Annotated in this window: 27 protein-coding genes; 13 read left to right on the top strand and 14 right to left on the bottom strand. The window is 69.8% G+C overall.

Going from position 1 to position 25,374, the window contains the following annotated elements:
* Positions 1 to 156 precede the first annotated feature (156 nt).
* Positions 157 to 510: a hypothetical protein gene (locus tag H4W30_RS20545; RefSeq protein WP_225949793.1), complete on the top strand. Its 354-nt coding sequence runs from the start codon at positions 157 to 159 to the stop codon at positions 508 to 510.
* Here the strand turns inward: H4W30_RS20545 and H4W30_RS20540 are convergent.
* Genes H4W30_RS20540 through H4W30_RS20530 form a run of 3 tightly spaced genes read right to left on the bottom strand, consistent with a single transcriptional unit; the run spans position 500 to position 2,894 of the window.
* Positions 500 to 874, bottom strand: a complete 375-nt coding sequence (locus H4W30_RS20540; RefSeq protein ID WP_192744359.1) for a MerR family transcriptional regulator — start codon at positions 872 to 874, stop codon at positions 500 to 502. The genes H4W30_RS20545 and H4W30_RS20540 overlap by 11 nt on opposite strands.
* Positions 871 to 2,313 (bottom strand): DHA2 family efflux MFS transporter permease subunit, encoded by a 1,443-nt coding sequence (locus tag H4W30_RS20535; protein ID WP_192744358.1) that lies wholly within the window; start codon positions 2,311 to 2,313, stop codon positions 871 to 873. The genes H4W30_RS20540 and H4W30_RS20535 overlap by 4 nt, the downstream gene beginning before the upstream one ends.
* Positions 2,310 to 2,894 (bottom strand): NADPH-dependent FMN reductase, encoded by a 585-nt coding sequence (locus H4W30_RS20530; protein ID WP_192744357.1) that lies wholly within the window; start codon positions 2,892 to 2,894, stop codon positions 2,310 to 2,312. Before H4W30_RS20530 ends, H4W30_RS20535 begins: the two co-directional genes overlap by 4 nt.
* Positions 2,895 to 3,025: 131 nt before the next feature.
* Between H4W30_RS20530 and H4W30_RS20525 the strand changes: the two genes are divergently transcribed.
* From H4W30_RS20525 to H4W30_RS20510, 4 genes are all read left to right on the top strand, one after another.
* Positions 3,026 to 3,412 (top strand): VOC family protein, encoded by a 387-nt coding sequence (locus tag H4W30_RS20525; protein WP_192744356.1) that lies wholly within the window; start codon positions 3,026 to 3,028, stop codon positions 3,410 to 3,412.
* Positions 3,412 to 3,729 (top strand): metalloregulator ArsR/SmtB family transcription factor, encoded by a 318-nt coding sequence (locus H4W30_RS20520; protein WP_192744355.1) that lies wholly within the window; start codon positions 3,412 to 3,414, stop codon positions 3,727 to 3,729. Before H4W30_RS20525 ends, H4W30_RS20520 begins: the two co-directional genes overlap by 1 nt.
* A complete protein-coding gene (locus tag H4W30_RS20515) occupies positions 3,612 to 4,163 on the top strand; it encodes an SRPBCC family protein (protein WP_318780729.1) in 552 nt (183 codons plus the stop codon). Before H4W30_RS20520 ends, H4W30_RS20515 begins: the two co-directional genes overlap by 118 nt.
* A gap of 194 nt (positions 4,164 to 4,357) precedes the next feature.
* Positions 4,358 to 4,930, top strand: coding sequence for a TetR/AcrR family transcriptional regulator (locus tag H4W30_RS20510; RefSeq protein ID WP_192744354.1), 573 nt, complete (start codon positions 4,358 to 4,360; stop codon positions 4,928 to 4,930).
* Here the strand turns inward: H4W30_RS20510 and H4W30_RS20505 are convergent.
* Positions 4,921 to 5,679, bottom strand: coding sequence for an SGNH/GDSL hydrolase family protein (locus H4W30_RS20505; protein ID WP_192744353.1), 759 nt, complete (start codon positions 5,677 to 5,679; stop codon positions 4,921 to 4,923). The two genes, H4W30_RS20510 and H4W30_RS20505, sit on opposite strands and share 10 nt — an antisense overlap.
* 47 nt (positions 5,680 to 5,726) lie before the next feature.
* Positions 5,727 to 7,217 (bottom strand): alpha/beta hydrolase, encoded by a 1,491-nt coding sequence (locus tag H4W30_RS20500; protein ID WP_225949792.1) that lies wholly within the window; start codon positions 7,215 to 7,217, stop codon positions 5,727 to 5,729.
* A 113-nt stretch (positions 7,218 to 7,330) separates the two neighbouring features.
* On the opposite strand from H4W30_RS20500, the gene H4W30_RS20495 reads away from it, so the two are divergent.
* The 7 genes from H4W30_RS20495 to H4W30_RS20465 all read left to right on the top strand — a co-directional run bounded on the left by H4W30_RS20495 (position 7,331) and on the right by H4W30_RS20465 (position 17,362).
* The gene (locus H4W30_RS20495) at positions 7,331 to 8,053 is read left to right on the top strand and encodes a helix-turn-helix domain-containing protein (protein ID WP_192744352.1); all 723 of its coding nucleotides are present in this window, start codon (positions 7,331 to 7,333) and stop codon (positions 8,051 to 8,053) included.
* Between the two features lie 2 nt (positions 8,054 to 8,055).
* Positions 8,056 to 8,718: a hypothetical protein gene (locus H4W30_RS20490; RefSeq protein WP_192744351.1), complete on the top strand. Its 663-nt coding sequence runs from the start codon at positions 8,056 to 8,058 to the stop codon at positions 8,716 to 8,718.
* 79 nt (positions 8,719 to 8,797) lie between these two features.
* Positions 8,798 to 13,156 carry a cation-translocating P-type ATPase gene (locus tag H4W30_RS20485; protein ID WP_192744350.1) on the top strand — a complete coding sequence of 1,453 codons (4,359 nt, stop codon included), beginning with the start codon at positions 8,798 to 8,800 and terminating at the stop codon, positions 13,154 to 13,156.
* 207 nt (positions 13,157 to 13,363) lie between these two features.
* Positions 13,364 to 14,842, top strand: coding sequence for an FAD-dependent oxidoreductase (locus tag H4W30_RS20480; protein WP_192744349.1), 1,479 nt, complete (start codon positions 13,364 to 13,366; stop codon positions 14,840 to 14,842).
* Entirely contained in the window at positions 14,839 to 15,882 is a 1,044-nt protein-coding gene (locus tag H4W30_RS20475; RefSeq protein WP_192744348.1) for a hypothetical protein, read from the top strand. Before H4W30_RS20480 ends, H4W30_RS20475 begins: the two co-directional genes overlap by 4 nt.
* A 27-nt stretch (positions 15,883 to 15,909) precedes the next feature.
* Positions 15,910 to 16,515 (top strand): TetR/AcrR family transcriptional regulator, encoded by a 606-nt coding sequence (locus H4W30_RS20470; RefSeq protein WP_192744347.1) that lies wholly within the window; start codon positions 15,910 to 15,912, stop codon positions 16,513 to 16,515.
* A 124-nt stretch (positions 16,516 to 16,639) separates the two neighbouring features.
* Complete coding sequence (locus tag H4W30_RS20465; protein ID WP_192744346.1) at positions 16,640 to 17,362, top strand: VanZ family protein; 723 nt, start codon at positions 16,640 to 16,642, stop codon at positions 17,360 to 17,362.
* 10 nt (positions 17,363 to 17,372) lie between these two features.
* On the opposite strand, the gene H4W30_RS20460 is transcribed toward H4W30_RS20465, so the two are convergent.
* Entirely contained in the window at positions 17,373 to 17,828 is a 456-nt protein-coding gene (locus H4W30_RS20460) for a glycogen operon protein GlgX (RefSeq protein WP_192744345.1), read from the bottom strand.
* Positions 17,829 to 17,914: 86 nt separating this feature from the next.
* Here H4W30_RS20460 and H4W30_RS20455 point away from each other — a divergent pair, with 86 nt between their 5' ends.
* On the top strand, positions 17,915 to 18,640 hold the full coding sequence (locus tag H4W30_RS20455; protein ID WP_192744344.1) for a TetR family transcriptional regulator: 726 nt from the start codon (positions 17,915 to 17,917) through the stop codon (positions 18,638 to 18,640).
* 87 nt (positions 18,641 to 18,727) lie between these two features.
* On the opposite strand, the gene H4W30_RS20450 is transcribed toward H4W30_RS20455, so the two are convergent.
* The 8 genes from H4W30_RS20450 to H4W30_RS20415 are packed head-to-tail and all read right to left on the bottom strand — an operon-like array spanning position 18,728 to position 25,260.
* A complete protein-coding gene (locus H4W30_RS20450; RefSeq protein WP_192744343.1) occupies positions 18,728 to 18,967 on the bottom strand; it encodes a hypothetical protein in 240 nt (79 codons plus the stop codon).
* Between the two features lie 5 nt (positions 18,968 to 18,972).
* Entirely contained in the window at positions 18,973 to 20,322 is a 1,350-nt protein-coding gene (locus tag H4W30_RS20445) for a TRAP transporter large permease subunit (RefSeq protein WP_192744342.1), read from the bottom strand.
* The gene (locus H4W30_RS20440) at positions 20,319 to 21,017 is read right to left on the bottom strand and encodes a molybdate ABC transporter substrate-binding protein (protein WP_192744341.1); all 699 of its coding nucleotides are present in this window, start codon (positions 21,015 to 21,017) and stop codon (positions 20,319 to 20,321) included. The genes H4W30_RS20445 and H4W30_RS20440 overlap by 4 nt, the downstream gene beginning before the upstream one ends.
* Complete coding sequence (otnC, locus tag H4W30_RS20435) at positions 21,014 to 21,661, bottom strand: 3-oxo-tetronate 4-phosphate decarboxylase (protein WP_192744340.1); 648 nt, start codon at positions 21,659 to 21,661, stop codon at positions 21,014 to 21,016. The genes H4W30_RS20440 and otnC overlap by 4 nt, the downstream gene beginning before the upstream one ends.
* Entirely contained in the window at positions 21,658 to 22,893 is a 1,236-nt protein-coding gene (gene otnK, locus H4W30_RS20430) for a 3-oxo-tetronate kinase (protein ID WP_192744339.1), read from the bottom strand. Before otnK ends, otnC begins: the two co-directional genes overlap by 4 nt.
* Positions 22,890 to 23,498, bottom strand: coding sequence for a hypothetical protein (locus H4W30_RS20425; RefSeq protein ID WP_192744338.1), 609 nt, complete (start codon positions 23,496 to 23,498; stop codon positions 22,890 to 22,892). Before H4W30_RS20425 ends, otnK begins: the two co-directional genes overlap by 4 nt.
* Positions 23,495 to 24,292, bottom strand: a complete 798-nt coding sequence (locus H4W30_RS20420; protein WP_192744337.1) for a hydroxypyruvate isomerase family protein — start codon at positions 24,290 to 24,292, stop codon at positions 23,495 to 23,497. The genes H4W30_RS20425 and H4W30_RS20420 overlap by 4 nt, the downstream gene beginning before the upstream one ends.
* On the bottom strand, positions 24,289 to 25,260 hold the full coding sequence (locus H4W30_RS20415) for a phosphoglycerate dehydrogenase (RefSeq protein WP_192744336.1): 972 nt from the start codon (positions 25,258 to 25,260) through the stop codon (positions 24,289 to 24,291). Before H4W30_RS20415 ends, H4W30_RS20420 begins: the two co-directional genes overlap by 4 nt.
* Positions 25,261 to 25,374 lie beyond the last annotated feature (114 nt).

Below are 25,374 nucleotides of genomic sequence, written 5' to 3'. Positions count from 1 at the left end.
ACTGCGGTCGAGGTTGCAGGGTGACGTCATGGACCGATCGATACTCGCGGTACAAGACTTTCTCGACGAGCCGCTCCTACCCGCCAGCGTCGCCACCACCACCGGGCGAGGGAAGCCGGCATTGGCGATGATGTGGTTCGTGGCCGAGGAGGGCGGGTGTGGTTCCACACCCCGGTGTCCGACGGCCTGCCGTCGCCGTTCCTGGCCGCCGCCCGCGACAACCGAGAGGTCGCTGTCATGGTCGCGACCTTCGACCCGCCCGATGACGTCCGACAGGTCCGCATGACCGGCCCCGCGAGACTTGAAGTCAAAGATGTGACCCGGATCCGACGCATCTACGAGCGTTACATTCCAGCCTGGTCGACAGACTGGGCGGATCACGCCGCCTCACCCGACGCGCGTCTGTGGTCCATGTCCCCTGACCGGGGTATGGCCGTGGCCTACCCCGGTCTCGAGAACCGTCCTGTGTTCCGCTGGTCGAGCGCGGCGGACGGACCGTTCAACTCCTGAGGAACTCGAGCGTCCGGTACTCGTCGACCACCGACGCGAGCTCGGCGATACGAGCCTGCCCGGCGTCGATGAGTCGTTGCCCGGCCCGCGACCACAGTTCGAGATCGGGGGACATCGGCGGGATCTCGGCCAGGATCTCCGCGCTTTCGGCGAGGCTGAGCCCGACCCGCTGGGCGGCGACCGCGAGCCGGATGCGGCAGATGGCGTCGATCGTGAACCGGCGTGCGTTGCCCGCGGTCCGCTCCGCGGTGATGACGCGGTAGCGCTCGTAGTACCGGACGGCGTTGGCCGAGACCCCGGCTTTGCTCGCGACCTCGCTGACGGTCAGCCGGGCATCGAGCTGGGGGAGTGTCGACGTCGTCATGCTGCGCTCCGTACCGTGGCTGGTTCCGTCGCCGGGGCGGGCCGTGTCCGCAACCTGACCACCAGGGCGAACACCATGACCGCGAGGACTCCGACGAGTGTCAGACGATACGCGTCGACGACCTCCCCGGTGAGTGCCGAGCCCGGATCGCTCAGCGCGGCGAGACCCTGCCCGGCGGTGGCGGCCGCGATCAGCCCGGTGAACACCGCGCTCACCGCCGCGGTGCCGACCGCGCTCGCGATGGTGCTGGCCAAGGGAAGGATCGCGGAACCGGACGCGAGATCCGATCCGCGCAGTTCGCGGCCCGCGCTCACGATGGTGGGCATCATGATCGCTCCGGTGCCCGCTCCCTGGACCAGTCCCAAGATCCCCAGCACCAGGTATGGAGTGTCCGGCGTGAGGACGAGCGCCGTCAGGGCGGTCGAGACGATCGCCAGGCTCAGTCCCGTCCCGACGACGATCCTCGGGCCGAAGCGTTCCAGGACACGGGCGGCGAACTGGATGGTGATACCCATCCCGATCGCTGCGGGGACCATCATCAGCGCGCTGGTCAGGGCCGAGTCGCCGCGCATCACCTGAATGTAGGCGGGCATGAGCAGCATCGAGCCGAAATACGGCGCGGCATACAGGACCAAGACCGCGGTGTTGCGGCCGAATGTCCGGTCACGCAGAAGCCGGACGTTCAGCAGCGGCGCGTGATGGCTCCACGACCTTCGGATGAACACGGCCATGAGCACCAGCCCGGCGGCGACGATGCCCGACCGGACGTCCATGCCGAGCGTCTCCTCGCTGAAGCCGTACGCCACCGCGACCACACCGGGGACGAGCAGCAGGCCGCCGGCGAAATCGATCGGAGCGCGTTTCGCCGACGGGGTATCGGCGGGCACCCAGCGAAGCACGCCCACGACGGCGAGCAGAGCGGGTGGAACGGTGATGAAGAACAGTGCCCGCCACGAAAGGCTGTCCAGCAGGACGCCACCGAGCATCGGGCCGAGGATCGGCCCGATCAGCAAGGGAAGCCCGGTGATCGCGGTCATCCGGCTGCGGCGTTCCGGGGCCACCGCGCCGAAGCCGATGGTCATACCCAAGGGGTTGATCAGGCCACCGGCGAGGCCCTGCACGGCTCGTGCGGCGATCAGCCAGCCCAGATCACCGGCGGCCCCGGCGGCCGCGGACGCCACCGTGAACACGAGCAGGGCGGTCAGGTACACGCGGCGCGCTCCCCACCGTTGCGCGAAAGTAGCGGCGAGCGGCATCGCCGCGACCATGCCGAGTGCGTAGGCGGTCACGATCCACTGGATCGTGGTGAGCGACGCGGAGAAGGTCGTCATGAACCGCGGCAGTGCGACGGCGACGATCGTGGTGTCGAGAACGGCCATCAATCCGCCGAGCGCGATCACCGCCGCGATGCGGAGTTCTTGTGCGGTCAGGCGGTTCATGCCGCACTCACCTGCTCCGCGACGCGTCCGGCGCGCAGGGTGCGGGCCCACCAGGTCAGTTCGGTCATCGTCGCGGCCAGTGCGCCGCGTTCGCCTTCGGTGCCCTCGTATCCGTTCGGTCCGAGACGGGTCCACGGCGCGTTCAGCAGGACCGCGTCGCGAATCGTGGTCGCGCGCAGCTCGGGGAAGATCAGCCGCAGCTGCTCGATCGCGCGGATGCCGCCCGAACCCGCGCCGTAACCGACGAACCCGACGGGCTTGTACGCCCATTCCTTGAAGTGCCAGTCGATCGCGTTCTTCAGCGCCGCCGGGAAGCTGTGGTTGTACTCCGGGGTGACGACGAGGTAGGCGTCGGCCGCGTGCAGCTTGTCGCTGATCGCCGTCCGGGTCCCGCCGGGACGCGTTCCCTGCAGCGGGAGATCGACGTCGGCGAGGTCGATCGGGTCGACCTCCAGGCCGTCGATCGCGGCGAGTTCGGACAGCAGCCAGCCGCTGATGGCGTCGGCGAACCGCTCGTGACGGACGCTGCCGATGATCACGGCGAGGCGGACGGGGGACTGGGTGGTGATCTCTTCGCTCATGAGGACGACGCTAAAAGTTCGTCCATAGGTGAACTCAAGCTCTTGCGTCGCTGGTCACGAACCCTGGACCTCCATTCAAGACGAGGTTGTAAGGCTTGCCATGTAGGAAAACTCCTACGTATGGTCTCGGCATGAACATCGATCGCATCCAGTTCCTCACCGTGCCGGTCTCCGACCAGGCGAAGGCGCGGGACTTCTACGTCGGCACGCTGGGTTTCGACCTGCTTGTCGACGTCAGTGGCCCGCACGGTCCGTTCGTCATGGTCGGCCCCAAGGGCGCGGACACCGGAATCGTCCTCGTGGACCGCGCTGTCGGCGACCTGGACCCGGATATCCGTGTGCACTTCCAGCTGAGCACGACCGACGTCGACGCCGACATCGCGGAGCTTCGCGCCCAAGGCGTCGAGGTCGGGGATGCGGAGGAGATGCCGTGGGGCCGCGTGACCTCCTTGAAAGACCCTGACGGCAACGCGATGGGCCTGCTCGAACCCTCGGGTTACGGGAACTGGCCGCGCTAGTGCCGGTCAACGACGACGTCTTCGCCGCGCTCGCCAACCCGGCCCGCCGCGAAGTTCTCGGCATCCTCCTCGACGGCCCGCGGGCGGCGGGGGAGATCGCCGAACGGTTCGACATGCGGCGGCCGAGCCTGTCGGAACACCTTCGGGTGCTGCGTGAAGCCGGGCTCGTCCGGGAAGAGAGGCAGGGCCGCAATCGCGTATATTCGCTCGAGGCCGAGCCGCTGCGGGTGGTTTCCGACTGGCTTTCGCCGTACGAGCGGTACTGGCGCGGCAAACTGGGCGACCTGCGCGACCTGCTGGACGAGGAGGACTTCTGAACGCCGAGGATCCGACGGCCGTTCACGTCGACCAGTTCCTGGCGCATCCGCCGCGCAAGGTGTGGCGCGCGCTGACCGAACCACAGCTGCTGGAACGCTGGCTTCGGATGCCGAACGATATCGAACCCGTTGTGGGACATCGGTTCCAGCTGCTCGCCGATCCTGTCCCCGCCGCCGGTTTCGCAGGCGGCCCGGTCGACTGCGAGGTGCTGGCCGTCGAGCCGGAGCGGTTGCTCAGGATCAGCTGGGGTCCGAAGTGGACGGTCACCTGGCGGCTCGAACCGGAGGGCCGTGGGACGCGGCTGTTCCTCAGCCACGAGGGCTTCGACCCCGAAGACGAGTTTCAGCGGATGTCGCGCCGGATCATGGGCGGCGGCTGGCGTACCGGAGTCCCGAGGGCGCTGGCGCGCGTATTGGACGAGATGCCGGACTAGGCCGTGTCCTGTAAGTCTGTTCGATGGGCTTCGTGATCCAGGTGGTTCCTGACGGTGCGGGCGGGTCGGCCTCGTACCGGGTCGTACTCGGCCGAGCCCGCCCGTGCCGTCAGGGAGCGCCTGGGCGCGGAGACCGCGAACATGACTTGCAGGACACGGCCTAGCCTCTCGACAACGGGTCTAGGATCCCCGCTGTGACGGACGAGAAACCGCTCCGAGCCGATGCCCGCCGTAACCGCACCCGGGTGTTGGAGGCCGCGGAGCGCGTCTTCACGGCCAAAGGCACCAGCGCGCCGACCGAAGAAGTCGCCCGCGAAGCAGGCGTCGGGGTCGGCACCGTGTTCCGCCACTTTCCGACGAAAGAAGCGCTCCTCGAGGCAGTGCTCTTCGCGCGGTTGCACCGCTTCGTCGACGAAGCAGAGGCCACGGTGGCCGTCGAATCACCCGACCCTGGCGCCACGTTCTTCGGATTCCTGACCGGCTGGATCGAGATGGCGGGTGCCAAGAACGCCTATTTCGAAGCGTTGTCGGCGGCCGGCGTCACCGTGCCGTCGGCCGGGTCGGTCATCGGCGTCCGCCTGAAGGACGCGCTGGGCGTACTGCTCGGCAGGGCACAGGACACCGGCGACGTCCGCAAGGACATCGGCGTCGACGAACTGATCGCGGTGATCATCGGAACGGCGAAGGCGGCGGAGCATGCCGGGCCCGAGTTCCGGGCCCGGACGATCTGCGTCCTCTTCGACGGGCTCCGGCCGCGTCAGGCGTAGGGCTCCATCGTCGGTCGTTTCGGCGCGAGAGCGTCGCCCGAGGATTCCCCACGCAGCCTGCGTTTGACCCACGGGACAGCGTGCTCCTTGCCCCACTGGAGGTTCTCGGTGCGCCGCGCCTGCGGGCTCAGCAACGGTCGCGGGCCGAGTTCGGCGGGCGTCAGCTTGTGCGGTTCGCCAAGGGCGTCGAGGACGGCGATGGCGATCTCGTTGTGCCCCAACGAGTTCAGGTGCAAGCGGTCGGGCGCCCACAGCCGCCTGTCGCGCAGCTGCCGCATCGCCCACATGTCCACCAGCAGCGCGCCGTGCCGGGCCGCGATGCCGCGGACGTGTTCGTTGTAGATCGCGACGCGGCCCCGGATCCTGCGGAACAACGCGTCTTCGACCCCGTCGACCCCCGTGAAGAGGACGACCCGCGCGCCGGTGGCCACGACCTTGCCGACGGCGACGTCGTAGTCGTCGAGGAGGGCGTCGATGTCGACCTTCGGCCGCATCAGGTCGTTGCCGCCGGCGTACAGCGTCACGAGATCCGGGTTCAGCGCGAGCGCAGGGTCGAGCTGCTCGGTGATGACCTGCCCGAGGAGCTTGCCGCGGATCGCGAGGTTGGCGTAACGGAAGTCCTTGTGGTTGGCCGCGAGGGTGCTCGCGACGCGATCGGCCCAGCCGCGGACGCCGTTGGGCGACGACGGGTCTTCGTCGCCGACACCCTCGGTGAAGGAATCCCCGAGACTGACTAAGCGCTTGCTCATACCCGGATGTTACCCAGGCGAACGCGGCCGGCCGATTCAGCCCCTGCTCAGGAGCAGAACACGTCGCGTTTCGGCAGCTTCCCGGACAGCAGGAAGTTCGTGGTGGTGTTCAGCGCGCAGGCGTTGCCACCGAGGACGTATACGCCGTGACCACTGGCGTCCACGGTCACCAGCCGCGACCGGGCACCGAACTTCTCGTCGAGCAGCTGCCCGCCCCGCAGCGGGGTCGCGGGGTCTCGCCGGTTCTGGACGACCAGCACGTTCTCCGGTCCCTTGTCCTTGACCGCCACCGGCGGTTCGGCCGGTGCGTAGGGCCAGAACGCGCACGGCGAGATGTTCGCGCCGGCGGCGCCGAAGAGCGGGTACCGCTCCCGGTCTTCGGCCACGCCGCGCTGGTAGGTACGCACGTCCGATGGCCACGCGACGTCGTTGCACGTCACAGCGAGGAACACCGACCACATGTTGTCCGCCGGCGCCGGCGTGGCAGCCAGGGACAGGCGCTTCGCTTCGGTGGCGACGCGTTCCGCCGCGGCCTTGTCGCCGTCACGGACCGACTGCGACCACTGTGCCGTCTGCCCGTACCGCGTCTTCCCGTAAAGCCCCGCGAAGGTGGCCAGTCGGAACAAACGGCCGTCGAGGCCGTTCACCGCGGTCTTGTCGAGCTTCTCCGCGAGCTCGAAGTACGTCCTGCGCACATCGGCGGCGGTGCGGCCGAGGCCGTACGACTCGTGCCGCGCCGCCACCCACTTCGCGAAGTCCGGGAAGGTCTCCTCGGCGCCGAGCCCGAATCGGCGCAGCCCGTCACGATCGAGGTGGGTGTCGCCGATGTTGCTGTCGAGCACCACCCGGTCGGACCTCTCCGGGAACATCGACGCGTACGCCGCACCGAGCGCGGAGCCGTACGAATACCCCAGGAAACTGGTCTTCTCCTCGCCGAGCGCGGCCCGGATCCGGTCGAGGTCCCTCGCCATGTTCGCCGTCGAAATGTGCCGCAGCCTGCCGTCCTTGTCGTTGGCGGCGCACTGTGCGGCCACCCCCTTCGCGATCTTCGCCTGTTCGGCGACGGCCGCCTCGTCCACCGCGTACGGCGGGATGTTGCCCAGGTACTCCTGCTCCGCGGTGAATCCGCAGCTCACCGGAGTCGAGTGCCCGATGCCCCTGGTGTCCATCCCGATCACGTCGTAGCCGTCCAGGACGCTCGCGGGCATGCCGTGCGAGGCCAGATCCGCGGGGAACGACAGCCCTGGCCCGCCCGGGCCGCCGGGGTTCAGCATGAGCACGCCCCGCCGCGCCGCGGGTTTCGTGCTGGCCAGGCGGGAGATCATGATGTCGATCCGCCCGCCCTCCGGCGTCCGGTAATCCAGTGGCACCGGCACGGTGGCGCACTGCAGCACGATGTCCGCGGGCACCTTCACGTCCTCGGGACACGCGGCCCACGCCAGGCCCCGCGCGGGTTCGGCCGCTCCGGCGGGCGCAGTGAACAGCGGCGCCATGAGGCCGAAGATCACCGCCAGTCCCAGAATTCGTTTCCGTCTCATCGTCTCTCCCCGAACTTGGTGTGATCACCGACGGGCCGTATTCGAGACCGTGCCCTCGGGGCATGGTCAAGCCGCTTGACTGTGCCCTCGGGGCACGGTGTCCAATGCGGGAGATGTCCTGGAGCACACGGGAGCTGGCGGAACTGGCCGGCACGACGCTGAAGACCGTCCGCTACTACCACCGGATCGGGTTGCTCGACGAGCCCGAACGAGCGCACAACGGTTACAAGCGGTACCGGGTCGAGCATTTGATCCGGTTGCTGCGGATCCGGCGCCTGGTGGACCTGGGGGTGCCGCTGTCCGAAATCCCGGCGATGGCGGGCTCGGACGAGCACACGGAGCAGACGCTGCGCGCCCTGGACGAGGAACTGCGGGCGAGTATCGAGCGGCAGCAGCGGATGCGCGACGAACTCGCCCTGATCCTGCGCCGTCGCAGCCTGGTGGACCTGCCACCCGGCTACGACGGCAACGTCGAGGGAATGCCGGAGGAGGAACGCTCGCTGATGATGATCTTTTCGACCGTGCTGGACCCGGCCACGATGGCCACGCTGCACTCGCTCCAACCGGCGTCCCGGCCCGCCGTCCAGACCGACTTCGACGAACTGCCCGCGGACGCCGACGACGCGACCCGGCAGCGCATCGCCGAGTCCCTCGCGCCGATCGCCCGCGAGCAGTACGAAGCCCGGCCCGGATTGCTGGACGCGAAGACGTGGAAGGCCCTCACCAAGCCGGTCGTCCTCCACGGCGTGGTCGATCTGTACAACCCGGCGCAGCTGGACGTCCTGCAGCGCGTGAACGCCATGCTCGACCTCAACCCACCGGAAGCGACGTCCTGACCATGGTCAAGAAACTCACCCGGCGGTGGCAGCTCTCCAGGGTCAGGGCCGGGGACGGATCCGCGCTGGCCGAGTACCGCCGATGGCAGCTCTTCTCCCGTTCGCTGTTCTTCCTCGATCTCGAAGCACACGTCTACGCGGTCGACGTCCGCTACCTGGCCGACGCCAAAACCCGGAAACAGCACGAAGACGCGGTCGGGAGAAGCCCCGCCGCGCTGTACCGGGACGGTGTCCAGCTCTTCCGGTCCAACCTTCCCGCGGCGTTCCCCGTGCCGGGAGGTGTCATCGAGGTGGCGACCAGCGCGGTCGGGCTGAAACGCATGCACTTCGTCCCCGACCACGGCGGCGAGCGGTCGCTGCGTCCTCACCCTCGTTCGCAGGAAGGATTGCGGGCGAGTTTCGGACGGCGGTTTCCCCGTACCAGCGCCGCCGTCGGCGTGGTCTCGCTCGTGATCCTCCTGATCGCGCTCGCCGTCGGCCTGCTCCAGGGCGCGGAGGCCGTCACGAAGATCCCCGTCGTCGCCGAGCACGTCGGTACGTTCACGTCGCCGGTGCTGCTGCCCTCATGGGTGAAGGTCACCCTCACGGTGGCGGGTTTCTTCTCCGCCCTCGAACGCGCGCTGAGACTGCGGTACAACCGGTTGATCGACTCCGTCACCTCTTGAGGCGGAAAGGGGATTCGACGCTCCGGCACGCGGGTACTCGGTGAGACCCACAAGGCACCGAGCGCGAGGAGGATGCCGCATGCGGCGGACGGACCTGGAGACCGTGGACGTGCTGGGTGTCGCCTTCCCCAAACCGTCGCGGACGCTGGGGCGGGTCGCCCGGGGGCTGGCCGGGCTGGCCCTCCTGCCGCTGGAAGGGATCCCGGGACGCGGACCGCGGCGGGCGGTCTGGTCGTGTCCCGGCAGGCTCTACATCGAGGCGCACGGCGTGAAAGGCCCGGACGGCGCCCGCGTCGCCCGGCGGGTGGAACAAGCCTTGGCGGAGATCCCGGGCGTGCGCTGGGTGCAGGTGAACGCCCCGACGTCCCGGGTGGTCGTCGCGGTCGAGGATCCCGGACCGCGGCGTCTGGAGCTGATCCGCGCGGTCGAACGGGCGGAGGCGGAGCCCGCTTCCGAAGCCGAGCGGGTCGAGGAAGACGAACTGCACCATCCGGCGGACGGCACCACGGCGACCCGGCTGCCGTCCACCCTCGCCGCCGACGCCGCGGGACTGGTGCTGTCGGTGGCTTCGAAGATCATGCCGTGGGCTCCGCTGCCGACGGAGGCCGCGGCACTGGCGTCACTCGTCGACCTGCACCCGCGGCTGCGTGACCTGGCGGACCGGAAGCTGCGCGGACGAGAGAGGGCGGACTCGGCGACCTCCATCGGCGCGGCGCTGGCCCACGGTCTCGCGGCCCGCAGCGAGGGAACGGTACTGGACATCATGCTCCGCGGCACCCAATGGCGGGAGGCCAAGGCGCACCAGCGGGCCTGGTGCGCGGCAGAGTCCAGGCTGGTCGGACAGCGCGAGCACGCCGGCGCCGACTCGGTGGTGAGCGAACGGCCGTGGCCGCTTCCGGAAAGCGCCGCCGATCGGCACGCGCGCCGGTCCATCGCCGCCGGCGCCGCGGCCGCCGCGGCGGCCCTGCCGTTCGTCGGGCCGAGGCGCGCCGCCGCCGTCGGGATCTCCGCGCTGCCCAAGGCCCCGTCCCATGGCGCGGCCGCGTTCTCCGCCCAGCTGGGCCAAGTTCTCGCCAGGCGCGGTGCGCTGGTGATGGACCGGTCCGCGCTGCGCGGGCTCGACCTGCTCGACACGATCGTCATCGACACCACGGCGTTCGGCGCGGGCGCGAACGTCCTCAGCGATCTGGTCCCCGTGCCCGATGGTGACCAGGTGGACCTGACGGCGGCCGCCTTCGCCTTGTTCGACCCGGAGAAGCCCGAGGTGGTGCGGCGGGACGGCGAGTGGACGCTCGGCCCGGTCGACGAACTGGACGTCACCGGTTTCCCCGACCGGCAGCGGATGCTGGACCAGGGCGCCCACCTGGTGCTGGGGCTGGTCCGTGACGGGCGGGCGGCCGGGCTGCTCGCCGTAGCTCAGGAGCGCTCGCCCGACGTCGACGCGGTGGCTTCCGCGGCCGAGGCCGCCGGCCTCCGGGTGATCCAGACCGACGGTGGGGCGGTGTTCGACGCCGTCCGCGAACTCCAGGCGTGCGGACGTGTGGTCATGCTGGTCTCCGACGATCGCCGGGCGCTGGGGGCGTCGGACTGCGGAGTCGGCGTGCACGAGGACGGGACGCCGCCGCCTTGGGGCGCACATGTGCTGATCGGCCGCGACATCGGCACGGCCGTCCTGCTCGTCGAGGCGATCACCGCCGCGAGGGCGGTCGTCCGGGATTCGACGATGCTCGCGACCGCGGCCAGCGGAATCGGCGGCGTGACCGCGCTCAGCGCCCGGCGCAGGCCCGCCGCGAGCGGCCTTCGCGCGGTGAACGCCGGGGCGCTCATGGCTTTCGGTGACGGGGTCTGGCGTGCTCGCACCCTCACCGGCGAGCGAAAGGCACCCTCCTCGGGCCGCGTCGCGCCGCCGTGGCATCTGATGCCCGCGGACGTCGTGCTCGACCGGCTCGGTTCGGGTCCCCGCGGCCTGGACGAGCGCGATGCCCGACGACGCGCGCCCGCCGATCGTGCGGGCGGCCACGGCAGCGCCGGCACGAGCATCGCGAAGGCGTTCATGGCCGAGCTCGCCAACCCACTCACCCCGGTGCTGGCCGGAGGAGCGGCGGTTTCGGCCGCGGTGGGGTCGCCGGTCGACGCCGCGCTGGTCGCCGGGATCGTCGGAGTGTCCGCGTTGATCGGCAGCGTGCAGCAGGTGCACACCGACCGCGCACTGGCCGGGCTCTTCGAACGGTCCGCGACCGTGACCACGGTCGTGCGCGACGGTGCCGAGCGGCAGATCGTCGCCGACGCGCTGGTGCGGGGCGACGTCGTGTCGCTGCGGTCCGGTGACGTCGTGCCGGCGGACTGCCGGGTGCTCGACGCGACCGGTGCTGAGCTCGACGAGTCCTCGCTGACCGGCGAGTCGTTGCCGGTGCCGAAGGCCTCGGCGCCGGTCGTGGCGGCGGAGCTCGCCGAGCGGGCGTCGATGTTGTACGAGGGCACCACGGTCGCCGCGGGCAAGGTGACCGCCGTCGTCGTGGCGACGGGAGACGAGACCGAGGTCGGGCGGGGGATGGCCGCCGCACGAGGCGCCGCGCCCGAGACCGGCGTCGAAGCGCGGCTCGCGTCGCTCACCAAGCAGGCCCTGCCGGTGGCGGTCGGCTCGGCGGCCGCCGTCGCGGGCGCCGGACTCATCCGCGGCGTACCGCTGCGGCAAAGTGTCGGGGCGGCGGTGAACCTCGCGGTCGCGTCGGTGCCGGAAGGCCTGCCGTTCCTGGTGAACGCGGCCCAGCTGGCAGCCGCCCGGCGACTCGCCGAAAACGGCGCGCTCGTCCGCAATCCGCGCACCATCGAAGCGCTCGGGCGGGTCGACGTCCTCTGTTTCGACAAGACCGGCACCCTCACCGAAGGCAAGCTCAGCGTCAACCGGATCGACGACGGCAGGACCACCGCTTCGGTGAGCCGGCTGCGGAAGAGCCACCGGGCGGTGCTGGCCGCGGCCGTCCGCGCGACGCCCCGGGCGGAGAACCCCGAGGAACTGCCGCATCACACGGATCAAGCCGTTCTCGAGGGCGGCCTCACCGCGGGTGTGGACGCCGGCGGCTGGCAGAAGACCGGCGCGGTCCCGTTCGAGCCGTCGCGGGGATTCCACGCGACCAACGGGAAACTCGGCGAGCGGCACGTGGTGTGCGTCAAGGGCGCACCGGAGACCGTCCTTCCGCGATGCACCCGGCACGGCGACCGGCCGATGGGCGCGGGTGTCCGCGGCAGGCTGGAGAAACGGGCCGGGCGCCTGGCCGCGGCCGGGCACCGAGTCCTGGCCGTCGCGGAACGCCCTGTGTCCACAAAGGACCTCTCCGAGGACGACGTCACCGATCTCCGGTTCCTCGGCTTCGTCGCGCTGGCGGATCCGGTGCGGGACAGCGCCGCGCCCGCGGCGGATCGGTTGCGCGAGGCCGGAGTCCGCACGGTGATGATCACCGGCGATCATCCGGCCACCGGCGAGGCCGTCTCGGAGGAGATCTCCGGACGCAACGGCGACACCAAGGTGCTCACCGGCGCGCGGATCGAGGAACTCGATGACGAAGAGCTCGATCGGGAACTCGCCGACGTCGACGTGATCGCCCGGTGCAGCCCGGCGCAGAAGGTCCGGATCATCCAGACCTACCAGCGCGGCGGCCGGGTCGTCGCGATGACCGGCGACGGTGCGAACGACGCGCCCGCCATCCGGCTCGCCGACGTCGGGATCGCGCTCGGGCAGCGGGGCACGGCCGCGGCGAGGGCGGCCGCGGACCTCGTGGTGACCGACGACCGGCTGGAGACGATCGTCGCCGCGCTGGTGGAAGGCCGGGCGATGTGGGCGTCGGTCCGCGAAGCGCTCGGCATCCTGCTCGGCGGGAACCTGGGGGAGATCGCCTTCACCGTGCTCGGCTCGGTCGTCACCGGACGTTCACCGCTCACCGCCCGCCAGTTGCTGCTGATGAACCTGCTCACCGACCTCGCGCCCGCGCTGGCGATCGCGTTGAGCAGGCCGGACAGCGAGTCGGTACCGGAGTTGCTGCGGGAGGGTCCCAGCGCGTCGCTCGGGAACGCGCTCCGGCGCGACATCACCACGCGCGCGGTGACCACGACGCTCGGGGCGTCCACCGCGTGGACCCTCGCGCGGATGACCGGCAGGCGACGCCAGGCGAGCACGATCGCGCTCGTCTCCCTGATCGGCACCCAGCTCGGACAGACGCTGGCCGTCGGCGGCCGGGACAGGACCGTCCTCGCCGCAGGCCTGGGCTCCGCCGCCCTGCTGGCGATACTCGTCCAGACCCCCGGGGTCAGCCAGTTCTTCGGGTGCACGCCGCTCGGGCCGGTCGGCTGGGGGATCGCTCTCGGCAGCGCCGGTGCGGCGAGTGTCGGCGGTCTCCTGCTCGGACCCCGAGGGGTCGAGCCTTCGCCCGAACACGCGTGATCGAAGCCGTAACTCGCGTGCTTGAAGCCGTAACTCGCTGATCCGGCCCGAACACGCGAGTTACGGCTCCAATCACGCGAGTTACGCCTTCAAGCACGCGTGATCCGCCTTCAGGCACATCCGTCGGCATCTTGACAGCCCTCGGCCTCGTTCATACATTCATACAGGCGTTGTCAAAGTGTATGAATGACGCTGGGAGTTGGTCGTATGCGACTCGGCAAGACCGCCATCGTTCTCGGTGGCAGCGCCGCCGGACTCTGCACCGCGGGCGCGCTCGCCCCGTACTTCGATCGCGTGCTGGTGCTCGAACGCGACGAGCTTCCGGCCGAGGCCGAACACCGGCGCGGGGTACCGCAGAGCAAACATCCGCATTTCCTCCTGAACTCGGGCCGCCGCGCGATCGGGGCGCTGTTCCCTGGATTCGAGGACGACCTCATCGCCGCCGGCGGGCTGCATCTCATGCCGTCGATGGACGCCGCCTACCTCGACGGGAAGGGCTGGTCGGCGCGGAAACGCAGCGCGATGACGATGATCTACAGCTCCCGGATCCTCATCGAGCGCGTGTTGCGGGACAAGGTCCGCGGCCTGACCAACGTCGTGATCCGCGAGGGCGTCGCGGTCAGCGGGCTGACGACCCGGGACGGGGCCGTCACGGGCGTCGGCTTCTCGACGCGCGACGGCGAGGAGCACCTCGACGCCGACTTCGTGGTGGACGCGATGGGCCGCGGTTCCTCCGTCGGCGCCTGGCTGGTGGCGGCGGGCTGGCCGGAACCCGAAGTGCGGACCCTGGACGCCAAAGTCACCTACACCTCACGCTGGTACGACCTGCCGTCGCCCGAGGAGCGGCCGCCGTCCTGGTGGTGGCGGCATCTGGTGATCATGCCGACCCCCGACAAGGGCCCGCATCCGGACGAGCACGAGTTCCTGGTCAACTTCTTCCCGATCGAGGGCAACCGGGTCATCGCGTGCATGGGTTCGTGGGGCATCGAAATGCCGCGCACCACCGAAGCGTTCGTCGAGTCGGCCCGCCGGGTGCGGGCGCCGCTGTTCGCGGCCGCGATGGACCGCTCCACCCCGACGTCCGAGGTCCACCTCACGCGGTCGACCGGCAACAAATGGCGCCGCTACGACCGGCTCCGCACCCCGCCGGAGCGGCTGGCGTTCGTCGGCGACTCGATCTGCGCGTTCAACCCCTTCTACGCGCAGGGCATCAGTTCCGCCGCCGGCTCGGCGCTCCTGCTGCGCGAGCACCTCGCCCGTGCCGAACGTCTCGACACCGACTTCTCCGCACGATTCCTCGCGGCCCAGCGCAAGCTGCTCAACGTGCCGTGGAGCCTGGCGATGGCGAGGGACCAGGGGTACGCCTGCGCGGTCGGCACCGAAAAGGCGGGGGAGTGGAAGCGACGCCTGCTCTCGGCGGTGTCCGGCCCGGCGTTCAGGCTCATCGTCGGCGCCGCCCGCGAAGACGACGTGGTCGACGAACATTTCGCGAAGGTGTTCAACCTCGACGAGTCGTTGCGCGACATGATGACCAACCCGCGGGTGATCGCGGGCCTCGTGCGCTACCGGATCCGGGCGGCGCTGGGGCGGCACCGGATCCCGTTCGACTTCGACGCCCGCGCCGAGCCGCCGGTCACGGACTATTCACCGGAAGGTGGCGCCGCCGAACCGGCGGTCGCCCGATGAGCGCCGTATGCGGGGCGGACGCGGAAGGGGTCACCCGCGACCTCGGCTTCGACTGCCACGACGTGTCCGCCTGGCTCTCGGTCCGTCCACCTTGGACAGCGGGACACTGGACGATGCCGCTGCTGGAACTGCTCGTCCTCGGCGGAGCCGTGTTCGCGCTGGTGCACGCTGTCCGCCGTCATCGCCAGGGCGACTCGGCCAATCTCGCGCTGTGGTGCGCTTCGCTGGTCTACCTCTTCGTCATCGAACCTCCCCTGTACTTCCCGGAATGGTTCGGCCTCGAGCGGCAGTACGGGTTCATCTTCGCCCACAACCGGTTCACCGTGCAGTTCATGTGGGACCGGTTGCCGCTCTACATCGTGGCGTTCTACCCGATGGTCAGCCAGCTCGCCTACGAACTCGTCCGGTCACTGGGGATCTTCCGCGCACGCGGCGCGCTGGCGGGATCGGTGGCGGTCGCCTTCGCCTGCCAGGTGTTCTACGAGGTCTTCGACCACCTCGGCCCGCAGCTGAAGTGGTGGGCCTGGAACGGGAACAACCGGATCGTCAATCACTCGGCGCTGGATTCCGTCCCCATGACCAGCATGCTGCTCTTCGCCTCCGTGTCGATGGGCGCCATGACCTATCTGGTGGTGCGGCTCGCCAGTGGTCCGAGGCGCAGATGGTCGCTGGTGGCCCGCATCGTGGTGGCAGGTGTCCTCACCCCTCTGAGCATGGTGATCGCCGGGCTCCCGTCGAGCCTTTTCGTCGGCAATGTGACCGCGCAAGCGTGGATCCTCGCGGTCGAGCTGGCGCTGCTGTGGGTGGCGGGAATCTGGATCTTCGTCCGGCATCGAGGCACCGGAGAACAGCTGACACCATTCGCCCGGTTCTACCCCGCCGTCTACCTGGGTGCGATGGCCGTGTTCTGGCTGGGCGCCGTCATCGAAAACGGCATGACGCCGGGGAGTGGTCTCTACGTACTGGCCTGCTTCGTGGCCGCCGGCCTGATGCTCGCCACGCTGTACCGCGTGCGCCGTGCTGCACCTGCCACCGTCTGAGATTCCCCGTCGGGGAAGATGAGACGTATGGGGCACCACGGATGGCGGGGCAATCCGCCCGGGACCGAACGCGAGGCACGCCGCCGGATCGTCGAGGCGGCGACCGCCTGCATCGACCGGGTCGGCCTCGCCAAGACCAGCCTCTCCGATGTCGCCGCGGAAGCGGGCGTCACCCGGCAGACCGTCTACCGCTACTTCCCGAGCCTCGCCGACATCCTCGGCGCGGTCGCGCTGGACCGGGTCGAAGAGTTCGCCCGGCGGATGGAACGGCATCTGGCCACGTTCGGCGACCCCGCCGAGGTCGCGGTGGAATCCGTGGTGTTCGGCGTCCGCGCGGTCCCCGACGAGCCGTACCTGGGGCTGCTCCTGAAAGCGGGCGAGGCCGACGTCTTCACCGTGGCGGTCACTTCGTCGCAGTCGTTCGCGCTCGGCGCGCGGATCCTCCGGAACGTGCCGGTCGACTGGGCCGAGGTGGGTGTGACGACCGACGAGGACTTCGAAGGACTCGCCGAAATGCTGATGCGGCTGTTCCTGTCGTTCCTGCAGTACCCCTCGACGCCGCCGCATACCGACGAGCGGTTGCGGGCCCTCGTCCGCCGCTGGATCGGTCCGGCGCTGACCGCACGACCGTGACAACCGAACTCCGTGAAGTATCAACGCGGATGGTAGTTATTCACCGACAATAGCCAGGGTTCTTGTCTGGTCTTCGCGATGCTGCCACCCTCGCCGAAGACGATCATCGGCGAAAGGGGAGTGCATGGGATGGTGGTGGCAGGCATTCTTCGACGCCGCACCGTGGTCGCTGCTCGCCGCCGCGGCCGGTGCGGTCGTCGCCGAATTCGTCGCGCGCCGTCGGGGAAACCGGCGTCGCCGGTACCTGATCGCGCTGGATTTCGCTTTGCTGGCATCGCTTTTCGCGGTGATCACGGTCGTCTTCGTGCCGGTGCCGATGGCGGGCCACGGTTCGCCGGTGAGTCTCCACCTGCTGGGCGACGTGCTGCCCGTGTTCGACGACCGCCCGGACGTCGCCCTGTTCCAGCTGGCGGGCAACGTCTTGCTGCTGGCGCCGCTCGCGGTACTGGCGCCGATGCGCTTCGACTGGGCGAAGCCGGTGCCGAGGATCGTCCTGGCGGCGTTCGCCATGTCCGTGTCGATCGAATGCCTTCAGGTCTGGCAGGGCGCCGGACGGGTGGGTTCGCTGGACGACGTGCTGTGCAACACGGCGGGAGCCGCGCTCGCGGCCTGGTGCGGAAGCCGGTTGCGTAGCCGGGCGGCAGGCAGCGTTCGTGTGTGGCACCGTTCGGGAATCGAGGTCCGGCGTCCCGGCGCGGTGAACGCGCGTCGTGGACAACGGCTGATCGGCCGCGTGACCTTGAGCGATCTGCCGCCGCTGGCGGAAGGGGCGACCCTCGAGATCACACTGTCCGAATCGGACGGTGGAGCCCTGTTCGTCTCCGCTCAGGCGGAGGTGGCGGCATGAACCGCGTGCGCTACCTCGGGCGGACGCCCGCGAGGACCGCGTCCAGGCTGGGAAGCCACCGCTGCCGGGGATCCGGCGCCGAGAGCCATTCCGCGTGGGCCTCGGCTCGCCCGGAGTCGGTGGGAAGCGGGAGCAGTGTGCCCCAGGCGAGTACTTCGACGTGCTGCGGGAGGGATTCCCGGGACGGGATCAGCCCGTCGGTCTCCGCGAGGATGGCCACCCGCGGGCCCTGCTGCGTCAGTACCGCCAGGGCGGGGCCGTCGCATCCGGTCTCGGCGAGCCTGCCGAGGACCTGGGCGGCGTTGATCTTGGGCAGGGTCACGGCGCAGATCCCGCCTTCCAGCACCAAGAACGGCTGCGGCCCGCGCCATTTGAGCGACCAGCCGAAGAGCCGGCCGTAGAAGGCGTCGCCCCGAGGGCGGATCGAACGTGACTCGACCGGGAGTACTTGGTGGTCCAGCGACATCGTCGGCGCCTTCCGAGCGGGGGATGAGGACTCCGCACAGCGTAACGGCACTCAGTGCCACTAGCAAGTGCTGCTACCGTCCCGCTATGACCGATTCGCCGCGTCGAGCGCCGGTGACCAGAGCAGGCGCGACTCCCGACGGGAGGCGCCGTCTGCGCCGTGCGCTCGCTGCGGCGGCGGTGGACCTGTTCGTGGCCAAGGGCTATGAGGCCACCACGGTGGACGAGATCGCGGCCGCGGCGGGGGTGGGCCGGCGGACGTTCTTCCGGTACTTCGACGCCAAGGACGACGTGCTCTTCGCCAACCACGACGAGATCGTGGCGGAGATGGAGGAGACGTTCGCCGCCGCGGATCCGGATCGTGATCCCGTCGAAGTGGCCTGCGCCGCCGTCGGCCTGGTCCTCGACTCCTACGCCGCGGAGCTCGACGTGTCGCTCAAGCGGTTCACGCTGACGCGGACGGTGCCTTCGTTGCGGGACAAGGAAGTCGCGACCGTCGACCGCTATCAGCGCGTACTCGCCCGCTACCTGCGAGCGCGTTTCACCGAGCAGGGCGACGAGACGGCGAGCCTGCGGGCGGCCGTGGCCGCCGCGGCGATCGCGGCCGCCAACAACCACGTGCTCCGGCGCTGGCTGCGCAGCGGCGGCCGGGACGACATCGCCGCCAGTGCGGCCGAGGCCTTCGCGCTGGTGATCGACGCGTTCAAGGTCCAGGACGCCGCGCCCGAGGCGACCATGGTCGCGGTGATGACCACGGCGACCCCTCTGCACGACGTGATCGCCAAGGTCAACGCCGCCTTGAATGAATCCTGATCGTGGCACTGAGTGCCATTTCATGAGTCGATCCGCCGGTGAGTCGCACCCCGACGTATAACGCTCTATACGTCGGGGCGGCGTACGTCATTCTTCGACGTCAGAACCCTTTTCTCGCCCTTCTCTCGTATAGAGCAACAAAAACGCGAGGATTCCCGAGATCCCGGCGACGACACAGACATGGTCGGCGACGTCGGTGCCGAACGCCGATACGAGCGGGCCGGAACCGACGACGATGCCGAGTGTTTGGCCGGCGACGACCACGAAGCCGCCGGAGAGGAACGCGAACAGGCAGACGCGGGTCGCGGCCAGCAGTATCCGGTACACGGCGATCACGCTCCAGGAAGCCATAGCAGGCCGACGGCCATCAGCACGCCGAACAACAGGGTGGGCAACAGGTAGTAGAGGACGACCGGGACGAAGATCCGCACCGGGTTGATCTCGGCGATGCCCGCCGCGACGTAGAGCGGCGCGGCGCCGGGTGGGGAGCACCCTTCCGACGACGCCCACACGAGGATCGCCGCGAAGGCGACGTGGGGTGGGATGCCGGCCGCGGTCAACGCGGCGAACGCCACCGGGCCCACGGCGGCGACCGTCGACGTCGTGTTGAGCGGCCCGGCGACGACCACGATGACGACGCCGACCACGATGGCCGCCACCAGCGGGGAGACGCCGGTGAGGCCCTCCAGATAGGGCTTGAGCTGATCGTCCAGGCCGAGCGTCTTCAACACGTTCGAGGCGGCGAAAGCGGAGATCATCGTGACCCCGACCAGGCCGAGTTTGGGGCCGACCGCGCCGAACAGGTCCCGCCACTGCGCCCGCCCCTTGGGCAGCAGTCTCCGCTCGACGAGCAGGCCGACCAGCAGCATGACGATCGGCAGCCAGATGAGCAGCGGGATCGCGTCCGGGGCGTCGATACCGATGCGGTCCGAGACGAAGTCCGCGGTCGGCGGGGCGGTGAGCAGGATCGGGACGGCGATCGAACCGAGGACGATCAGCGACGGCCAGCCGACCTTGAACGACGCACGCAGCGGATGGATGTCCTGCGGCTCCATCGCTTGCACGCCACGGCGTTTCACGATCACGTAGGCCATGATCAGCCGCATCCCCACCATCCAGGCGCCGGTGACGAAGACCGTCGCGACGATGTCGCCCGCGCTGAGCACCGGCAGCACGGTCGGGGCGGCGAGGAGGATGAAGAACGCGCCACTGAAGGGAAAGGTGGCGCCGACACCGGCGTTCCCGGACAGGACCAGGGCGGCGGTCTCGCCGCTGGCCTTCGACCGTTTCATCCAGGGGATGGTGATCGATCCGACGGTCGCGACGATCGCGGCACCGTTGTGGGCGACCGCGCCGAACAGTCCGGAGGCGACCGTGGCGGCATAGGCGGATCCCCCTCGCCTGCGCCCGAGGAAGGAACTGAGGATGTCGACCATCCGCTGGACGAGTCCGGTCCTGGTCAGCAGTTCGCTGACGAAGACGAACGCGAGAGCGGCGAAGGTGATCTCCGACTTGAGCCCGTCGATCAGGCTTTCCCAGGCCACGGCGAAGAAGTCTGCGCCCGCGAAGGCGGCGGTGACAAGGAAGCCGACGACCATCGCTTCGCCGATGTTGCGTTTGAAGATCGCGTTCCACACGACGATGGCGGCGATGAACGCGACCAGCGCCAGGATCGCGTTCACGCGCTGGTCCGTGGTGAGCCCTCGGTGACGAGGCCGGCGTCGCGGTAGGCGGCCATGGCCTCCGCGCTGGACAGGAACCGCAGCAAAGCCGCGGCTTCGGGCGGGGCGGTGCGGCCGAGCGCGGCCGAGAGTTCGCTGTAGTGCTGGGCGCCGTCGGGGAGCGGGCCGACGACTCGGGCCTGGGGGACGAACTTCAGCTCGCTGATCTGCTGCACCGCGAGGTCGGCGCGGCCGTCGGTGACAGCGAGTGCGGTGAAGCCCTTCTCCACCACGGTGGCTCGTTTGTTCACCTCGTCGGCGATGCCCAGTTCTTCGAGCAGCCGGGCGAAGTAGATGCCACTCGCTCCGCTACGGGAGTAGGCGACGGAGCGAGCCGAGGTGAGGGTCGCGCGGAGTGCGTCGACCGTGGCTATGTCGGGGTCGACGAGTTCCGGCGCGGTGGCGATGCCGATACCACTCTTCGCCAGTACGACGCGGGATTCGGGGATGACGGCGCCGGTGGCCTCGAGCCCGGCGAAGGCGCTGGACACGGCGATCACGACGTCCGGTTCGGCGCCCGCGCCGATCTTCTCGACCAGGATCGTGGTGGGGTCGAAAGTGACTTCGACGTCTACCGCGTGGCGGGTCGTGAACGCGTGCAGCAGTACGTCGTCGAGCGCCTTCTTGACGGAGAGGGCGCTGAAGAGGCTGATCATGGGGTATCCCTTCGGGCGGGTGGGGAGTGGAGGGCGTCGCGCTGACGATCGGTCAGCGGTCGCGTGGAGTGGCCACGCAGGAGCAGGAAGAGCTCCGCGGTGTGCTCGAGTTCTTCGAGCGTGTCCAGTGCGATGTCGAGGTTCGCCCCAGCGACCACCGGGCCGTGGTTGGCGAGCAGGAATGCCGGATGGACGGCGGCGGCGCGGGCGATCGGCTCGGCGACACCGGGGTCTCCTGGCGGGTGGTAGGGGAGCAGCGGGAGGCGGCCGACCCGCATCGCGAAGTACGCGGTCAGTGGCGGAATGGCGTCGTCCGGGTCGAGATCGTCGAGGCACGAGACGGCGGCGGAATACGTCGAATGGGTGTGCACGACCGCGTTGTCGGCCGGCCGCTGTCGCAGCACGGTCGCGTGGAAGAAGGCCTCCTTCGAGGGCGGAGGTCCGGCGAGGTGGTTTCCGTCCGCGTCGATGACCGACAGGTCGCCGGGGCGCACGGTGCCGAGGCAGGCGCCGGTCGGCGTGACGAGGATCTGCTCGCCGTGGCGCAACGAGAGGTTGCCCGTGCGGCCGTGGGTGAGACCGCGGTCGTACAGGGACCTGGCCGCGGCGACGACGCGTTCGCGGGGGAGCCGGTCGGTGCTCATGAGAGCGACGCCGTCGCGAGGAGGTCGGGATCGCCGAAGTTGCCCGACTTGAGCAGCAGAGCGGGCCGGCGGTCCCCGATGGGATGGATCCACGGCACCCCGGGAGCGGCTTCGGTCCCGATGACGCCGCCGTGGACATCGAGCGCGGTGACCACCGCGCCGGACGTCTCGCCGCCCGCGGCCACGAGCCTGCGCACTCCGCGCTCCACGAGACCGACAGCGATGAGCCCGGTCGCCTTCTCGAGGATTCCGGCGGACCGCGTAACGCCCAGTTCCTGGTGCGTACGGTGCAGCTCCGCCGGGCTCGACGACGAGTAGACGAGCGGTCCGGGCTCGGTCAGGGAGTCGTACCAGGCGAGTGCTTCCGCCGCGAGCGCCTCCGGATCCGGCGTCGCCACGGGGTCGAGTCGGTGTGTGGGACGCCCGAGCCGCTTCATGACGGCGACCTGCTCCAGTGTTCGTGCCGAGCAGCTTCCGGCCAGTACGGCGGCCGGGCCGGAGGGCGTGGGTGGCTCGGTCGACGAAGGAGTGGTGGAGGCTCGCGCGGCGGCGACACCGGCCGCGAGACCCGCCGCGCCCGCGACGAGTGGGGACTTCACCACGACCTTGCCCAGCAGGCGGAGGTCGTCCTCGGTGAGCGCGTCGACGAGCACGTAGCCGGTCTTTCCGTCGAACGCTTCACGGACAGCGGGCTCGCCGCGACGGACGACGTCGTGAGTGAGCAGCGAAACCGGTGTGGTGGTCTGCGCCCGCAGCAGGCGAGGCAGGTGCGAGTCCGTCATCGGGGTCGCGGGATGGTCGCGCATGGGCGATTCGGCCAGCAGCGTGTCACCGACGAAGAGGTGGCCCTGGTACTGCGTTCGCCCGTGCTCCGGCGAACTGGGTGTCGTCATGACCCTGGCGGGTGACAGGGTCTGCGACAACGCGTCGAGAACCGGGCCGATGTTGCCGTGCGTCGTCGAGTCGAAAGTGGAGCAGTACTTGAAGTAGATCTGGTCGGCTTTCCGGTTTTGTAGCCACCGTAACGCTTCCAGGGATTTCGCGACCGCCTCCTCGGCCGGGATGGCGCGGCTCTTGAGTGCGATCACGATCGCGTCGTGCGGTGGTGTCACCTCGTTTCCGGATGGGACGCCGAAGAACAACAGCGTGTGCAGCCCGCCCCGCCGGAACGCGACGGCGACGTCGGTCGCGCCGGTGAAGTCGTCGGCGATCGCGCCGAGCACGCCGGTCATCCGCCGATCACCGCCTTCAGCCTCGCTGCGGCGCTGCGGGGCCCGGACACGACCGGTACGCCGAGTGCGGAGGACAGCTCGTCGGCGGCCGGGGCGAGCGAGTACTGGGCGAGGAGGACGAGATCCCAGCCTCGGCCTTGCGCCTGGCAGCTTTCGACGAGCCGGCCGGGCGCGAGGAGTCCACCGACCTCGACATCGACCCCCTTGTCGCGGGCCGCCTGTTCGAAGCGTGCCGTCGAGTCGCTCAATGCAGCGGCCAAGGAGGCGACCACGAGGATCCGGTCGTGCCCGCCGGCGAGCGCGTCGTCGAAAGCCGCTTCGTCGGGGGCGAGGAGCGGGACTGGTGCTTCGACCTGCTTCGTAATCTCGCCGTAGAGCGAGCAGGTGAGCAGGACTCCATCGGCGCCACCGGCGACGGCGTACTCGATGAGACGTCGCATCCGGTCGTCCAAGGCGGGTGTGCGACCGTCCTCGCCGCCGTCCGCCAGCAGCCGGTCGTCGAGGATGTTCCAGGGCCGGGCCTGCGGGAACCCCGACTCCAACGCGCTGACGGCGGGTGGGATCGCGGCCGGTGTGGCGCTGATCAACGCGATGCGCGGGCTCATCGGATCTGCTCCTTGGTCCAGCTCAGTCCGGCTTCGGTGCCGGCGGCCGGCCGGTACTCGCAGCCGATCCAGCCGTCGTATCCCTCGGATCGGAGGGTGTCGAAGATGTCGGCCCAGGGGATGCGGCCGGTACCGGGTTCGGCCCGGCCGGGTGAGTCGGCGATCTGGAGATGGGCTGCCCGTGGCAGGAACTTCCGCACCGCCGTGACGACGTCCTTCTCGTCGATGGCGGCGTGGTAGACGTCGAGCAGCAGCCGAACGTGGGGCTGGTCGATCGCGTCGGCCACCGCTGCCGCGTGTTCCTGGTCGTCGAGGACGAAGCCCGGGGCGTCCTGCTTGTTCTGTGCCTCCAGCAGGAGCCGGACGCCGGTACCACGTGCCTTGTCCGCCGCCCACGCGATGTTCGCGACGTACTGCGCGAAGGCACGGTCACGGGAGACGTCCGACGGCCGGATTCCGGCGGGCAGGTGCAGGAACGAACTGTTCAGTGCCACGGCGTACTCGAGGCCGAGCTCCACTCCCGCGCGGAACTCGGCCGCGCGGCCCGGCAGGCACGCGTAGCCGAGCCGTTCGGGGGAGCCGGGTCCGCCGGTCGGGGAGTTGACGAGGATCTGAGTCAGGCCGGCGTCGGCGAGCCGCCGGACCAGCGTGGCGACGGGGAAGAGGTACGGCGAGGCGTACTCGACGGCGGTGAAGCCGGCCGCCGCGGCCGCGTCGAAGCGCTGTTCGAACGGCAGCTCCGTGAAAAGCCACTTGAGGTTGGCGTCGAGCCGGAGTCCATTGTGGAGGATCATCGGCGGTATCCGGGATTGACGAGGTTGCCGGGGGTGCGGCCCTGGAGAGCGTCGATCACTTGCCGAGCGGCCATCAGGCTGGAGCGGGACCGGGCCTGTTCCGTCGCGGCTCCGATGTGGGCGGTGATCACGACGTTGTCGAGGGCGCGCAGCTTGCTGTCGAGCGGCAAGGGCTCCTTCGCGAGGACGTCCAGGGCGGCGCCGGCCAGTGTCCCGTTCTCCAGCGCGTCGGCGAGGGCGTCCTCGTCCACGACTTCTCCCCGGGCGGTGTTGATCAGAAAGGCACCGGGCTTGACCTTCCGCAGCGCGGACGCGTCGATCAGGTGACGGGTGGAGTCGTCGAGGAAGATGTGCAGGCTGAGGAAGTCGGCCTCCGCCAGTACCTCGTCGAAGCTCCGGGCTTCGACGCCGGTTTCCGCCAGGAACTCGTCGTCCGGGTACGGATCGTGGGCGACCACCCGCATCCCGAGTGCCAGCCCCAGCCGCGCCACGGTCTTGCCGATCGACCCCAGTCCGATCAGGCCGAGCACGGCGCCGTCGAGTTCCCGTCCGCTGCGCTGCTCCCATTGCCCCGCCCGGACGCCCGCGATGTTCTGGGGGATCAGGCGGGCGCAGTTGAGCATGAGCGCGAGGACGTGCTCGGCGACCGACCGGCGGTTGGCGCCGGGGGTGTACGTGACGGCCACGCCGCGGCGGGTCGCCACGTCGAGGTCGATGTTGTCGTAGCCGGCACCGCAGCGGCCGAAGACCTTGAGCCGGGTCGCCGCCTTGATGACGTCGGCGGTGAAGGCGTCGGTGCCCGCGACGATGCCGTCCGCGTCGCGGACGAGGTCCGCCAGGGGAGTGCCGGTGACCTCGCGCTGCGCGGGAGTGGTGAAGACGGTGGCGAAACCCGCGTCCGAGAGCAGCTTGTCGACCTCGCCGCCGGGCTTCAGATACGAGGTCGTGACGAGTACGCGCATGGTCATCCGGTTCGTTTCTCCTGTTCGGAAGGCATCCTGTGAAAATACTATAGGATTCGTGTCAATAGTATAGTCATGCAAGATCAAGGCTTCCGGCCGCGCGGGATATCGTGAGGCGAC

The sequence above is a fragment of the Amycolatopsis roodepoortensis genome, assembly GCF_014873915.1.
GTDB lineage: Bacteria > Actinomycetota > Actinomycetes > Mycobacteriales > Pseudonocardiaceae > Amycolatopsis > Amycolatopsis roodepoortensis.
Note: the sequence above shows the minus strand (reverse complement) of the source record. Positions and strands in the feature narration are given on the sequence as shown.

Coding starts and splice junctions, on each gene's coding strand:
- H4W30_RS20490 (WP_192744351.1), top strand. CDS start 8,056: ATGGTCAAGAAACTCACCCGGCGGTGGCAGCTCTCCAGGGTCAGGGCC.
- H4W30_RS20530 (WP_192744357.1), bottom strand. CDS start 2,894: ATGAGCGAAGAGATCACCACCCAGTCCCCCGTCCGCCTCGCCGTGATC.
- otnK (WP_192744339.1), bottom strand. CDS start 22,893: ATGACCGGCGTGCTCGGCGCGATCGCCGACGACTTCACCGGCGCGACC.
- H4W30_RS20425 (WP_192744338.1), bottom strand. CDS start 23,498: ATGAGCCCGCGCATCGCGTTGATCAGCGCCACACCGGCCGCGATCCCA.
- H4W30_RS20460 (WP_192744345.1), bottom strand. CDS start 17,828: ATGTCGCTGGACCACCAAGTACTCCCGGTCGAGTCACGTTCGATCCGC.
- H4W30_RS20535 (WP_192744358.1), bottom strand. CDS start 2,313: ATGAACCGCCTGACCGCACAAGAACTCCGCATCGCGGCGGTGATCGCG.
- H4W30_RS20475 (WP_192744348.1), top strand. CDS start 14,839: ATGAGCGCCGTATGCGGGGCGGACGCGGAAGGGGTCACCCGCGACCTC.
- H4W30_RS20485 (WP_192744350.1), top strand. CDS start 8,798: ATGCGGCGGACGGACCTGGAGACCGTGGACGTGCTGGGTGTCGCCTTC.
- H4W30_RS20500 (WP_225949792.1), bottom strand. CDS start 7,217: ATGAGACGGAAACGAATTCTGGGACTGGCGGTGATCTTCGGCCTCATG.
- H4W30_RS20465 (WP_192744346.1), top strand. CDS start 16,640: ATGGGATGGTGGTGGCAGGCATTCTTCGACGCCGCACCGTGGTCGCTG.
- H4W30_RS20525 (WP_192744356.1), top strand. CDS start 3,026: ATGAACATCGATCGCATCCAGTTCCTCACCGTGCCGGTCTCCGACCAG.
- H4W30_RS20495 (WP_192744352.1), top strand. CDS start 7,331: ATGTCCTGGAGCACACGGGAGCTGGCGGAACTGGCCGGCACGACGCTG.
- H4W30_RS20540 (WP_192744359.1), bottom strand. CDS start 874: ATGACGACGTCGACACTCCCCCAGCTCGATGCCCGGCTGACCGTCAGC.
- otnC (WP_192744340.1), bottom strand. CDS start 21,661: ATGAGCACCGACCGGCTCCCCCGCGAACGCGTCGTCGCCGCGGCCAGG.
- H4W30_RS20480 (WP_192744349.1), top strand. CDS start 13,364: ATGCGACTCGGCAAGACCGCCATCGTTCTCGGTGGCAGCGCCGCCGGA.
- H4W30_RS20415 (WP_192744336.1), bottom strand. CDS start 25,260: ATGACCATGCGCGTACTCGTCACGACCTCGTATCTGAAGCCCGGCGGC.
- H4W30_RS20420 (WP_192744337.1), bottom strand. CDS start 24,292: ATGATCCTCCACAATGGACTCCGGCTCGACGCCAACCTCAAGTGGCTT.
- H4W30_RS20455 (WP_192744344.1), top strand. CDS start 17,915: ATGACCGATTCGCCGCGTCGAGCGCCGGTGACCAGAGCAGGCGCGACT.
- H4W30_RS20440 (WP_192744341.1), bottom strand. CDS start 21,017: ATGATCAGCCTCTTCAGCGCCCTCTCCGTCAAGAAGGCGCTCGACGAC.
- H4W30_RS20505 (WP_192744353.1), bottom strand. CDS start 5,679: ATGAGCAAGCGCTTAGTCAGTCTCGGGGATTCCTTCACCGAGGGTGTC.
- H4W30_RS20470 (WP_192744347.1), top strand. CDS start 15,910: ATGGGGCACCACGGATGGCGGGGCAATCCGCCCGGGACCGAACGCGAG.